The organism is Clostridium sp. AT4 (assembly GCF_001517625.2).
Taxonomy (GTDB): Bacteria; Bacillota; Clostridia; order Lachnospirales; family Lachnospiraceae; genus Enterocloster.
Genome location: NZ_LN999828.1, coordinates 1,140,066 through 1,153,002, shown reverse-complemented (window position 1 = coordinate 1,153,002; position 12,937 = coordinate 1,140,066). Strand labels below are relative to the sequence as shown.

The 12,937-nt window shown below is 46.5% G+C and carries 9 protein-coding genes; all 9 read right to left on the bottom strand.

Translation table 11 applies throughout. The features are described from left to right. Positions 1-100 precede the first annotated feature (100 nt). The 9 genes from BN3656_RS11545 to BN3656_RS11505 all read right to left on the bottom strand — a co-directional run bounded on the left by BN3656_RS11545 (position 101) and on the right by BN3656_RS11505 (position 12,885). Positions 101-1,003 carry a LysR family transcriptional regulator gene (locus BN3656_RS11545; protein ID WP_066548227.1) on the bottom strand — a complete coding sequence of 301 codons (903 nt, stop codon included), beginning with the start codon at positions 1,001-1,003 and terminating at the stop codon, positions 101-103. An 85-nt stretch (positions 1,004-1,088) separates the two neighbouring features. Beyond that, complete coding sequence (locus BN3656_RS11540) at positions 1,089-2,471, bottom strand: MATE family efflux transporter (RefSeq protein ID WP_066548226.1); 1,383 nt, start codon at positions 2,469-2,471, stop codon at positions 1,089-1,091. 162 nt (positions 2,472-2,633) lie between these two features. Next, complete coding sequence (locus tag BN3656_RS11535) at positions 2,634-3,818, bottom strand: LL-diaminopimelate aminotransferase (RefSeq protein ID WP_066548225.1); 1,185 nt, start codon at positions 3,816-3,818, stop codon at positions 2,634-2,636. A gap of 15 nt (positions 3,819-3,833) precedes the next feature. After that, positions 3,834-5,258 carry an amidophosphoribosyltransferase gene (gene purF / locus BN3656_RS11530; RefSeq protein WP_066548224.1) on the bottom strand — a complete coding sequence of 475 codons (1,425 nt, stop codon included), beginning with the start codon at positions 5,256-5,258 and terminating at the stop codon, positions 3,834-3,836. A gap of 33 nt (positions 5,259-5,291) precedes the next feature. Next, on the bottom strand, positions 5,292-5,444 hold the full coding sequence (locus BN3656_RS11525; RefSeq protein ID WP_331467951.1) for a hypothetical protein: 153 nt from the start codon (positions 5,442-5,444) through the stop codon (positions 5,292-5,294). A gap of 10 nt (positions 5,445-5,454) precedes the next feature. After that, on the bottom strand, positions 5,455-7,062 hold the full coding sequence (locus BN3656_RS11520; RefSeq protein ID WP_066548223.1) for a CTP synthase: 1,608 nt from the start codon (positions 7,060-7,062) through the stop codon (positions 5,455-5,457). A 349-nt stretch (positions 7,063-7,411) separates the two neighbouring features. Then, positions 7,412-8,992, bottom strand: a complete 1,581-nt coding sequence (gene asnB, locus BN3656_RS11515) for an asparagine synthase B (RefSeq protein WP_066548222.1) — start codon at positions 8,990-8,992, stop codon at positions 7,412-7,414. 34 nt (positions 8,993-9,026) lie between these two features. Continuing rightward, positions 9,027-10,739: an ammonium transporter gene (locus BN3656_RS11510; RefSeq protein WP_066548220.1), complete on the bottom strand. Its 1,713-nt coding sequence runs from the start codon at positions 10,737-10,739 to the stop codon at positions 9,027-9,029. A gap of 49 nt (positions 10,740-10,788) precedes the next feature. Next, positions 10,789-12,885 (bottom strand): glutamine synthetase III, encoded by a 2,097-nt coding sequence (locus tag BN3656_RS11505; RefSeq protein WP_066548218.1) that lies wholly within the window; start codon positions 12,883-12,885, stop codon positions 10,789-10,791. Positions 12,886-12,937: the final 52 nt, after the last annotated feature.

The following is a 12,937-nucleotide window of genomic DNA, read 5'->3' as shown; positions in this document are numbered from 1 at the left end:
CCTCCAGTAATTTTATAACTTTGTCTGACCTGTATTATTGTATCAGAGTTAGTTTCAACTTACCAGATAGTAATTTGTTCTGCAACCCCATAACAAATTGTTATAGCATTTGATGAAATTTTTCCAGAATCCATCCTGCCTGCCTGGAAAGAATACGGGCTGGATCTTTTACATAACCAACCTGTAAAAATGGTTCACAGCCATTGATAGGAAGCGCTTTTAAATCATACTGGGAATAGGGCTCATACATAAAATCAAGCCCTAGACTGCATACATTTGTATATAAAAGAAGGTTGACAGTCAGATGGTCGCTGTTGGTGTAGGCCGCATGGTTCAGGTCTTTCGTATCGATCACGCCCATGCTGACTGTTTCCAGATGGTGCTCCATAGAGAAAAAATCTCTTACTCCGCGGACAAATTTCAGCTCCTGAAGCTCAGAAAAGTCTACGCTTTGCTCATGGTACAGAGGATGGCAGGGACCCACATACAGACAGATTTTCTTCGTCTTTAACGGTATGAATTCCAAGTTTTTATGGGATAGAATGTGCTGGAAGATCTGAACCTGATGCTGTGCCACATAAACGATCCCTATCTCAGAAATCCCCTGATGTACCTGTTCTGTAATGTCCTCTACCGTTCCTTCATGGTGCTCTATGGAATACACATGTCCCCATTCTTTATAAAAATCTGTCAGAAGCCTTGCGATCATATTGCTTGGATAAGTGGAAATCCGGATACTGTTTTTCATATCCGGAACCGCTAGAGAGGAAATGGTCGCCGTTGCTTTCAGTATCATTTTTGCATATTCCAGAACGGTTTCTCCATAAACCGTTGGAGAAACGCCTTTTCCGCTGCGTTCAAGCAGCGGCCTTCCCAACTCACGCTCCAGAGAACGGATCGTTTTGCTCACATTTGGCTGGGAAGTATATAAACAAATGGCCGCCTGAGACAGGCTTCCCCGTTCACAGGCGGTCACAAAAAACTCCAGTTGCTTGATATCCATTTCATCTTCCTCCCACGTCGTTTATTTAAGTCCGTGGTTAGTTTACACTGATTTTCATTTACAGTCAATATCACTGTTTTAACATCTACCCCTTTACAGTATCCGAAAGGCAGTCTGCAGGCAGCATTTTCCGCTGCATACTGTTGTAGTACACAAACATTACATAGCTGCCTGCCCCAATCCATGCAAGAGGTGTGGCAATACATACTCCTGTGTATCCCCACAGGGAACAGATAAACAATGTGCTTCCAATACGCATCACCAGTTCAATCATACAGGCGATAAAAGGTGCCGCTGTATTCTGCATACTCTGAACGGCACAGCGGTAGATACTGAGCGCTCCCAGTATCAGATAGCAGGGGGCCACCCAATTCAGATAACCATTTGAATACCAGATAACCTCTTTAGGCGGATTGGCAAGAAACATTTCCACAATAGGACGGCGCAGAAGGAGGATTCCCACTCCCATCATAAGATTCAGGCACTGAGTCTGGATGAGTGCGGCATGTACTCCCTGACGAATGCGCTTCCATTTTCCGGCTCCATAATTTTGAGAAACATATGCAGACAAAGCGGACGCAGTTGCATTATTGACAAGCACAGAAACCTGATCCGCTTTCGTAGCCGCCGTATAACCGGCCACAGCCATACTTCCAAATCCGTTAACCGCACTCTGCATGGCAAGCTGGCCTATACACATAACGGACATCTGAAATCCCATAGGAAACCCGATTTTGAGTTCCCGGATACAGATCCTCCTTAGTCCGGAAAAATCCCTTCGTGACAGCCTTAGCTCCTCATATCTCCTTACACCTGAAACGGCACATAATAAAGAAGCCAGAAGCTGAGATAAAACAGTAGCCCATGCAGCACCTGCAACACCGCCCTTAAAAGGCACAATAAACAGGATATCCAGAACAATATTCAGCAGAGAAGAAAATACCAGATAGTACAGGGGCGTCCGGCTGTCTCCAAGAGCCCGCAGTATATTGGATATCATATTGTAAAAAAAGGTGGCTCCGCTTCCTAAAAGAACAATAAACATATATTCGTATGCCTCATTATAAATATCTCCAGGCGTTTTCATAAATCTCAGGATTGGATGCGCCAGACCGCAGAATACAACCGTAATAACAGCCGTAAATACCAGACTCAGCCACAGAGATGCCGCAGCTCCTTTTTTGATCTCTTCCAGCTTCCCCTCTCCTGCTTTCTGTCCCAGGTAAATGCCAAAACCATTTGTCATTCCCTGAATAAAGCACAGCACAAAATATACGATAATGCTTGTAGCCCCTACTGCCGCCAGAGAAGAAGTCCCCAGGGTTTTTCCTACGATCACACTGTCTGCCAATGTATAAAAAAGCTGAAACAGGTTCCCTCCTATTACAGGAAGCGTAAACTGCATAATGACCCTGAACGGACTTCCCTCTGTCAGATTGATTTTCTCCTTTTTCCCTGTTTTGCTCATGATAATCTCCTTGTAAATTCTTTCTGCTTGACTGCTTTTAACATTATACAGAACTCCTGGAAAAAGTCTATTCATATTTATATTTTTTTCATGTTTCCCGTAAAAAGCCAGTCGTATTTACAGCCCAAAGGGCAATGTAATACCACTGGCTTTTTATTGTTTTTATCGGGCAAGCAGCTTCACAAGCCGCCCGGCTGCCTCTTTCGTATCCTCCGGCGAGCCAAAGGTAGAAAAACGGAAATATCCCTCGCCGCAGGCTCCAAAGCCTTCTCCCGGAGTTCCCACCACCTGGATTTCATGAAGCAGATAATCGAAAAATTCCCAGCTTCCCATTCCATTCGGACACTTCATCCAGATATAAGGAGCATTTTTTCCGCCGCAATACCAGATTCCCAGCTGATCAAGGGCATCCATCAATACCTTCGCATTATTTTTATAAACCTGTATTCTTTCACGGATCTGCCTCTGTCCTTCTTCCGTAAAAACAGCGGCTCCTCCCTTTTGGATAATGTAAGATACCCCGTTGGTTTTCGTTGTACGGTTGCGTATCCACATCTCATTTAAGCTCATCCCGTTTCGTTTCAGCGCTCCAGGAATCACTGTATAGCCCAATCTGGTGCCAGTGAAGCCCGCTGTTTTAGACAGGGAACATATTTCGATCGCACAGTTTTTTGCCCCCTCTATTTCAAAAATACTGTGGGGAACATCCTCATCTTCAATAAACGCCTCATATGCGGCGTCAAACAAAAGGACAGCGTCCGTGCGGTTGGCATAATCTACCCACTGCTTTAATTTGTCATAATTGAAAACGGCTCCTGTAGGGTTATTGGGGGAGCAGATGTAAATGACATCCGCTGTAACGCTTTCATCCGGCAGCGGAAGAAATCCCTCCTTCTCTCCCGATGGGATGTGAATGATTTTATTCCCTGCGATTATATTGGCGTCTACATAAGCCGGATAGGCCGGTTCCATGATCATAACCGTTTTATCCCTGCCAAACAGATCGAGAATATCTCCCAGCTCGTCACTTGCCCCGCTGGAAATAAATACTTCCTTCTGTGAAAGCCCTACGCCTCTTTTTTTATAATATTCAGCAATTATCTTTCTCAGTTCAGGGTCTCCGCACTCCGGCATATAGCCGTGAAAACGGCTCTTTTCCCCCTGATCGTCGACTGCTTTGTGAAGTGCTTTGATCACCTCGCCGCAGAGAGGAAGGGATACGTCTCCGATTCCCATACGATACAGATGCGCCTCCGGATGCTCTTCCAGATAACTCTTTGTTTTCTGGGCAATATGATAAAACAGATAGGATTCCTTCAGATTATTGTAATTGGTATTCGGTATCATAGATTTTATTCCTTTCTACTGATTGTTCCTCTCAGACAGCTTTCTTTCAAATCGGTCTTTCCGAAGATCCGTTGGTATTTTTGTAGGATATTGTCCATGAAAACAGGCTGCGCAATAGTCATTGCCGTCAATCAGCCTGTTCAGCTGATCCACCTGCAGATATCCCAGAGAATCGACTCCGATCAACTTCGCGATTTCCGCTGTACTGTGATGGCTGGCAATCAGATTTTCTTCTGAATCAATATCTGTTCCATAGTAGCAGGGATGCAGGAAGGGAGGCGCGGAAATCCTCATATGGATCTCCTTTGCTCCCGCTTCGCGCAAAAGCTTTACGATACGCCTGCTGGTCGTTCCTCTGACAATGGAATCATCGATCAGAACCACATTTTTCCCCTCAATCACACTTTTTACAGGAGAAAGCTTGATTTTTACCTGATCCAGACGTTCGCTCTGCCCCGGAGATATAAACGTCCGTCCAATATATTTGTTTTTAATCAGTCCTATGCCATAGGGAATGCCGGATTTTTTAGCAAAGCCCAGGGCAGCGTCCAGACCGCTGTCCGGAACTCCGATCACAATATCCGCGTCTGCCGGATAGGTCTCCGCCAGCAGTTCCCCAGCCCTTATCCGCGATTCATGGACAGATACTCCGTCTATCACAGAATCCGGTCTGGCAAAATAGATATACTCAAAAATACAGGTTTTTTTCTTCTGTTTTCCGCAATGCTCTCTTCTGGATTCCACACCATCCGGATGAAAAACCAGGATTTCTCCCGGCAGTACGTCTCTGATAAACTCTGCCCCCACTGCTGACAATGCGCAGCTTTCTGAAGCCACAACATAAGCGCCGTCCGGCATCTTTCCATAGCACAGGGGTCTGAAGCCATAGGGGTCGCGGGCGGCGATCATCTTCGTGGAAGACATAAGAACCAGGGAATAGGCCCCTTCCAGCGACTCCATCGCATTGCTTACAGCTTCTTCAATACTGGGTGTCTTCAGCCGTTCTCTGGTAATAATATATGCGATGGTTTCCGTATCGCTGGTGGTATGAAAAATAGCTCCTGACAACTCCAGCCTGTCGCGAAGCTCCAGAGCATTGCTCAGATTTCCATTGTGAGCCAGAGCCATTTTCCCCTTCTGGTGATTGACTTCAATGGGCTGGCAGTTGCTTCTCGTGTTTCCTCCTGTGGTTCCATATCTTACATGTCCCACAGCTATAGTTCCCTCCGGCAGATGGGATAGTGTATCTTTAGAAAATACTTCGCTTACAAGCCCAAGGTCTTTATAGGAAGAAAATACTCCGTCGTCATTGACAACGATCCCGCAGCTTTCCTGTCCTCTGTGCTGCAATGCATAGAGTCCGTAATAAACCAGCTCTGCCACAGGCTCCTTTTTTTTGTTCATTACTCCAAATACGCCGCATTCCTCATGAATTCCCATCCCGTTATTTCCTCCTACTGATCTTTCCTTACTCTACCGTAACCGATTTTGCCAGATTTCTCGGTTTATCAATATCACAACCGCAACGCCTGCCGAATCATATCCTCTGTATTCCAGCCGTTTTAAACCGTCCAACAGTACGGAAACCGCCTCTGTATTTCCTGCGAATCCGATAATTCCACACATATTTCTACTCCTATTTTTCTTCTGTCTGCTTTAATGCCGCAGAAATAAAGCCTTTAAACAGGGGATGAGGCTGATTGGGGCGGCTCTTAAATTCGGGATGAAACTGTACGCCTATAAAAAATGGATGCTCCGGCAGCTCTATGGTTTCAACCAGCCTGCCGTCTGGAGAAGTTCCGCTTATGACCAGTCCAGCTTTCTCCAGCTCCCCGCGATATTCATTATTAAACTCATAACGGTGGCGGTGACGCTCATGGATCTGTTCTGATCCGTAGCACTCTTCCATTTTCGTCCCGGCCTTGATGCAGCAGGGATAGCTTCCCAGACGCAGCGTGCCTCCCTTATCAATCTCCCCGCTCTGTCCCGGCATAAAATCAATTACCCTGTGGGCGCACTGCTCGTCAAATTCTCCTGAATGGGCATCCGTAAGCCCCAGAACATGCCGTGCAAATTCGATAACAGCAATCTGCATTCCAAGGCAGATGCCAAAATAAGGTATCCTGTTTTCACGGGCATACTTTGCAGACAGGATCATGCCTTCAATTCCCCGGCTTCCAAAACCGCCGGGAACGATAATTCCATCCAGTCCATGCAGAACATCATTTACAGTTTCCCTGGTAATCCCTTCGGAATCGATCCAGTGGATTTTTACAAATGCATTCTCTTCATATCCGGCATGATTCATTGCTTCTGCTACAGACAGATAGGCGTCGTGAAGCTTTACATACTTTCCAACCAGGCCAATGTGTACTTCTTCAGAGCGGTTGTGGATCCGTTCTACCATCGCCGTCCAGTCTGTCAGATCCGGCTCTGGCGCCTCAATGTGAAGCTCCCTGCACACCACATCGGAAAAACCGGATTTTTCCAGCATCAGCGGCGCTTCATAGAGATTTGGCAGCGTTATGTTTTCAATCACACAATCTTCCCTGACATTGCAGAACAGGGAAATCTTCCGAAAAACAGATTCCTCTAATGGCCTGTCAGAACGAAGGACAATAATACCGGGATTGATCCCCATTCCGCGAAGCTCCTTAACAGAGTGCTGTGTCGGCTTTGACTTATGCTCCTCTGAACCGCTCAGATAAGGAACAAGCGTCACATGGATAAACAGGCTGTTTTCCTGTCCAACCTCCAGCGAAATCTGGCGTACCGCCTCTAAAAACGGCTGGGATTCAATATCGCCGATGGTTCCGCCGATTTCCGTAATCACCACATCCGCATCCGTCTTTTTTCCTACGCGGTACACAAATTCTTTAATCTCATTGGTAATATGAGGGATCACCTGAACCGTCGATCCCAGATATTCTCCTCGCCGTTCCTTATTCAGAACGTTCCAGTACACCTTTCCTGTTGTCAGATTGGAATACTGATTCAGATCTTCATCGATGAACCGCTCATAATGTCCCAGATCCAGATCGGTTTCCGCCCCGTCTTCCGTCACATACACTTCCCCATGCTGATAAGGGCTCATCGTACCGGGATCTACGTTAATATAGGGATCCAGCTTCTGGGCTGCAACCTTTAACCCCCTTGCCTTTAAAAGCCGTCCAAGAGAAGCAGCTGTAATTCCTTTTCCCAGGCCGGACACCACTCCTCCGGTCACAAAAATGTATTTTGTCATTGTCTTTCCTCCATTTTTGAACGCAAAAAGGGCAAAGAGGCCTTTAAGTTTATCTAAACTTAAAGACGCCTTTGCCTTTATGGACGCTATTCTACCTCTTAAGCCCTATCTTGTCAATCCGTTTTTTCTGAAATTCGCTCAGCCCTATCGCTTCGGATATTCTGTCCCATCAGGTCTGAAAGAGTAATATGATCAACGTAGTCATTTGCCATATGGTAAAACTCTTTCCACATATCTCCTTATCCTATTGTACTGCGTGACGCTCCAGCCACAGGGACAGGGTTTCGAATCTGTATTTTAATAATAATTACAGAACTTTAGCGATCATACAGAAAAAAGAGTGGTTATTTTATTTTCCGCTGTCTCCGTAGTTAGAAAGCACACGCGCAGATGGGTCATTTACGTTACATCCCTTCCACGTTTTGTTTGGCATCCAAAAATCAACTACCATCTCTGCCTGTCCCGGATAGAAAGTTTCAAAAATCTCCCTGTATAATAATGACTCTTTTGTAAAAGGACGGGCATACATATAACGTTCACATCTGCTTTTAAATTCTTCATCTGTATATTGGCTTTCTGCATATTCCTTCAGATAATCAACCATGGAATGGCCTACTGCATCTGAAAAGGCAGCTTTCTCTCTCCAAAGGATTGTGTCCGGAAGATAACCGCCCTGTTCGAAGGCATGGCGGAGCAGATATTTTCCCTTTCCGTAGGTATTCAGTTTCAATTCCGGATCCAGCGCCATCACATACTTTACGAAATCAAGATCTCCAAAGGGAACCCTTGCCTCCAGGGAGTTTACAGAAATACAGCGGTCTGCACGCAGTACATCGTACATATGCAGTTCACGAACCCGTTTCTGGGATTCCTCCTGAAAAGCCTTCCCGTCCGGTGCAAAGTCTGTATATTTATAGCCGAACAGCTCGTCTGAGATCTCTCCAGTTAAAAGAACTCGGATATCTGTCTGGTTATGGATTGCCTTACACACCAGATACATTCCTATGGATGCGCGGATTGTGGTTATATCATAGGTTCCTAACAGCTGAATCACATTTTTCAGAGAGGACAGTACCTCATCCGGCGTCATGTAAACCTCTGTATGGTCGCTTCCTATATAATCCGCCACCTGCCTTGCATATTTTAAGTCGATGGCATCTTCGCTCATTCCGATGGCAAAGGTCTTGATCGGCTCGCTGCTTTTCTTTGCTGCAATCGCACACACTAAGGACGAATCCAGGCCGCCGGAAAGCAGGAATCCCACCTTTGCATCTGCTATCAGGCGTTTCTCCACACCTGCCACCAGCTTATCATGAATCTTCCCGCAGGCAGTTTCCAGATCATCATAACAGATCCTATGGACTTTGGCTATATCGCAGTAACAGATAAACTGTCCCTTTTTATAATAATGTCCCGGAGGAAACGGCATGATCCTGTCCGTAAGCCCTGTCAGATTTTTGGGTTCACTGGCAAATATGATCGCGTGATCTTTATCATATCCATAATACAGTGGGCGGATTCCAATGGGATCTCTTGCTGCGATAAACTCCCCTGCTTCCCCATCGTAGAGGATGCAGGCAAATTCCGCATCCAGCATGGCAAACATATCTGTGCCGTATTCCCGATACATTGGCAGCAGAATTTCACAATCCGAATTGCTTTCAAACGTATATTTTACTGACAGCTCTTTTTTCAGCTTCTCAAATCCATAAATTTCTCCATTACAGACTACATAGCTGTTTCCGAGCCGGAAGGGCTGCATTCCCGACGGAGTCAGGCCCATAATGGCTAATCGGTGGAATCCAAGAATTCCATCGCTCGTTTCAACCACTCTGCTGTCATCCGGCCCCCTTGATATGGTTTTTTGAAATCCTTCCATAAAACTGCTCAGAACCGCATTGCGGCTGCAATAACCCATGATGGAACACATAGGAACATACCTCCAAAATCTTAAGTTTCCTTTTTTATTCTACGTCCTGCAGGGCGTCAAAGCCCTCTTCTCCTGTTCTTACCTTTACTACATTTTCCACATCATAAACAAAAATCTTGCCGTCTCCGATATGGCCGGTATAAAGAACCTTCTTTGCCGTTTCAATCACCTTACGGACCGGAACCGCACTGACTACAATCTCCACCTGTACCTTCGGGAGCAGGCTGGCTTCTACCTGTACTCCACGGTAATACTCCGGTTTCCCTTTCTGTGCGCCGCAGCCTAATACATGGGATACGGTCATACCGGTAATACCGAGTTTCATCATTGCATTCTTCAGCGCTTCAAATTTGGATTCCCTGCATACGATCTCAATTTTCGTAAATTTAGGGGTTCCTTCTTCAAAAGACGGCACTTTTTTAACCGGAATCGCTTCTGCAGCCGGAACCTCTCCGGTTACTGCAGCCGGAACAGCCTCACCCTCTGCCGCAATATCCGGCTGCATTGCAAAGCCTGCATAGGCGGTTAAAAGACCGTGTTCTGATACGTCCAGTCCGGCAATCTCATCCTCTGCATCGGCCCGGAGCCCAATGGTATATTTGATCGCTAGAAATACAATCGTAATAACAACCGCCACGTATATTGCCACAGAGACGACGCCTGCTGCCTGAACTGCCAACAGATGGACTCCGCCGCCATAAAAAAGACCTGCTTCTGTCGTTACGCCTGTTGCAAACAGGCCGGTGAGTATGGTTCCTGTCGCGCCGCACACGCAGTGAACGGACACAGCGCCCACAGGGTCGTCAATTTTGGCGATCTTATCAAAAAACTCTACTGCCAGAACAATAAGGATTCCGCATATGATCCCAATAACAGCTGCCCCAACCGGACTTACCGCGTCACATCCGGCCGTAATTCCGACAAGACCTGCCAGCGCCGCGTTATACGTCATGGAAACATCCGGCTTTTTATAACGAATCCACGTGAACAGCAGGGTCGTACAGCAGGCTACGGCTGCCGCCATATTTGTATTGAAAAATACCCGTCCCGCCGTATCCATCAGCGCGTCACTGTCCATGCCTACCGTAGACGCGCCGTTAAATCCGAACCAGCAGAACCAGAGAATAAACACTCCAAGGGCTGCAAAGGAAAGATTATGTCCCAGAATTGCCTGCGGTTTTCCGTTTTTATCATATTTTCCAATACGGGGACCAAGAATTTTGGCGCCGATCAAAGCGCAGACACCGCCTACCATATGTACTGCCGTAGAACCTGCAAAATCATGAAAGCCCATCTGCGCAATCCAGCCGCCTCCCCAGATCCAGTGACCGGAAACCGGATAGATCAGCAACGAGATCGCAGCGGAATAAATGCAGTAAGCGCTGAATTTTGTTCTCTCTGCCATTGCTCCGGAAACGATTGTGGCTGATGTGGCGCAGAATACAGTTTGAAATATCACAAACGCCCAAAGGGGGACACCGGCAGGCAGGATGTGGCTGTAATCTCCTCCGACCAGGGGATCAAAGGTTCCTATGACGCCGGAACCTGCGCCGAACATAAGTCCAAAGCCTACCAGCCAGAAGGCAGGAGTGCCAATGCAAAAGTCCATCAGATTTTTCATCAGGATATTTCCGGTATTTTTTGCTCTGGTAAAACCTGCTTCACACATAGAAAAACCTGCCTGCATGAAAAATACCATTGCTGCTCCAAACAGTACCCAGATTGTGTTAACCGCACTGTACGTCATAAACATTCCTTCTTTCTGTTGTTGTATGATCCAGAGTTTCCGCCGAAACTTATCTTACGCTGAATAATAAATCTCCGTAAGTCGGGAAGGGCCAGAATTTCTTTGCGGTCATGGTTTCTGCACTGTCGCAGGCGATTCGCAGCTCTCCCATTTTACTTAAAACCCTGTCCCGGATCATGCAGGATTCCTCAGTGATATCCGTAATATCCTGAACCTTAAGCACTGCATCCTCCAATTCCTCTGCCTTGATCATGATCTGATCCTCCAGAATTGCCAGCTTCTTCAGCAGTCCGGTTTCATAATTGCAGGAAATCGAGCTCTCTGCCGCTTTCTTTGCAGCCGCTGTTTTGGCAAGCTCCAGTACGTATTCGCTTACGGCCGGGGCAATCTCTGTTTTTGCCATATCGATCATGGTGTTTGCCTCGATCAGCACGGTCTTGCAGTAGTTATCCAGCATGATCTCGCATCTGGATTTTAATTCTGCCTCTGAAAATACTTTATGGGAGGTAAGCATCCGTACATTTTTTTCATCCAGAAGATGAGGCATGCAGTCTGGCGTGGTCCGGTAGTTGAGAAGTCCCCTCTTCTCCGTAGCTTCCTTAATCCATGTATCATCATATCCATTTCCATTAAAGATAATATGCTTATGGTCTTTGATGGTCTTTCGGATCATTTCATGTAAAGCGCTTTCAAAATCCTCTGCTTTTTCCAGTCGGTCTGCATAGATTTTCAGGCTTTCGGCTACTGCGCTGTTTAACATGATATTGGCGCAGGCAATACTGTTGGATGAGCCCAGCATACGGAACTCGAACTTATTTCCGGTAAATGCAAAGGGTGAAGTACGGTTGCGATCCGTGGTATCCCTGTTAAATTTGGGGAGCACATTTACTCCCAGCTTCATCTGGGTTTTTTCTGTGCCCGCATATGGGGTATCGTTCTCTATTGCCTCCAGAACCCCGTTTAATTCATCTCCAAGGAAGATGGATACCACTGCGGGAGGCGCTTCATTTGCTCCAAGCCGGTGATCATTTCCTGCTGTTGCCACGGAAAGGCGGAGCAGATCCTGATAATCATCTACCGCTTTGATCACTGCACACAGGAATAATAAAAACTGTGCGTTCTCATAGGGTGTTTCACCCGGCGAAAGCAGGTTTACGCCCTTATCCGTTGCCAGGGACCAGTTGTTGTGCTTACCGCTTCCATTGACTCCTGCAAAAGGCTTTTCGTGGAGAAGGCATACCAGACCATGCTTTGCCGCTACCTTCTGCATTATTTCCATAGTAAGCTGATTATGATCGGTTGCAATATTGGTTGTGGTATAGATGGGGGCAAGCTCGTGCTGTGCCGGAGCTACTTCGTTATGCTCTGTTTTTGCAAGAATCCCCAGCTTCCAGAGTTCTTCATTCAGCTCATCCATATAGGCGGCTACTCTCGGCTTAATTACGCCAAAATAATGATCATCCATCTCCTGCCCCTTTGGCGGCTTCGCGCCGAAAAGGGTACGCCCTGTAAAACGGATATCCTTTCTCTGCTCATACATTTCCTCTGTAATAAGGAAATACTCCTGCTCCGGACCGACCGAGGTGCGGACACATTTCACATCCTCATTTCCAAAAAGATGGAGGATACGCATAGCCTGTCTGTTTAAGGCTTCCATGGAGCGGAGAAGGGGAGTTTTTTTATCAAGCGCCTCTCCCCCATAAGAACAGAATGCAGTGGGGATGCACAGTGACTTCCCTTTAATAAATGCGTATGAGGTAGGATCCCATGCCGTATATCCCCTTGCCTCAAAGGTAGCCCTAAGGCCGCCGGACGGAAAAGAAGATGCGTCAGGTTCTCCCTTGATCAGTTCTTTTCCTGAAAATTCCATAATCACACCGCCATCCGGCGACGGGGAAATAAAACTGTCATGCTTTTCTGCCGTTACGCCGGTAAGGGGCTGAAACCAGTGTGTATAATGTGTCGCTCCATTTTCAACCGCCCAATCTTTCATGGCTGCCGCAACGGCATTCGCCACACTGATATCAAGCTTTGCGCCTTCATCAATGGTTTTTCTCAGCGACTGATATACCTTTGATGACAGTCTTGCTTTCATTACTCTGTCGTCAAATACCTTACATCCAAAATAATCTGATACCTTTTTCATAACAATCTCCTCTCCAGCAGCATATTTTTAATACAAAAAGCAAGGATGTCCT

Bases quoted from the DNA above. Each gene is read 5' to 3' on its own strand.
- asnB (WP_066548222.1), bottom strand. From the start codon at position 8,992: ATGTGTTCCATCATGGGTTATTGCAGCCGCAATGCGGTTCTGAGCAGT.
- purF (WP_066548224.1), bottom strand. From the start codon at position 5,258: ATGGGAATTCATGAGGAATGCGGCGTATTTGGAGTAATGAACAAAAAA.
- BN3656_RS11545 (WP_066548227.1), bottom strand. From the start codon at position 1,003: ATGGATATCAAGCAACTGGAGTTTTTTGTGACCGCCTGTGAACGGGGA.
- BN3656_RS11510 (WP_066548220.1), bottom strand. From the start codon at position 10,739: ATGACGTACAGTGCGGTTAACACAATCTGGGTACTGTTTGGAGCAGCA.
- BN3656_RS11540 (WP_066548226.1), bottom strand. From the start codon at position 2,471: ATGAGCAAAACAGGGAAAAAGGAGAAAATCAATCTGACAGAGGGAAGT.
- BN3656_RS11535 (WP_066548225.1), bottom strand. From the start codon at position 3,818: ATGATACCGAATACCAATTACAATAATCTGAAGGAATCCTATCTGTTT.
- BN3656_RS11505 (WP_066548218.1), bottom strand. From the start codon at position 12,885: ATGAAAAAGGTATCAGATTATTTTGGATGTAAGGTATTTGACGACAGA.
- BN3656_RS11525 (WP_331467951.1), bottom strand. From the start codon at position 5,444: ATGTGTGGAATTATCGGATTCGCAGGAAATACAGAGGCGGTTTCCGTA.
- BN3656_RS11520 (WP_066548223.1), bottom strand. From the start codon at position 7,062: ATGACAAAATACATTTTTGTGACCGGAGGAGTGGTGTCCGGCCTGGGA.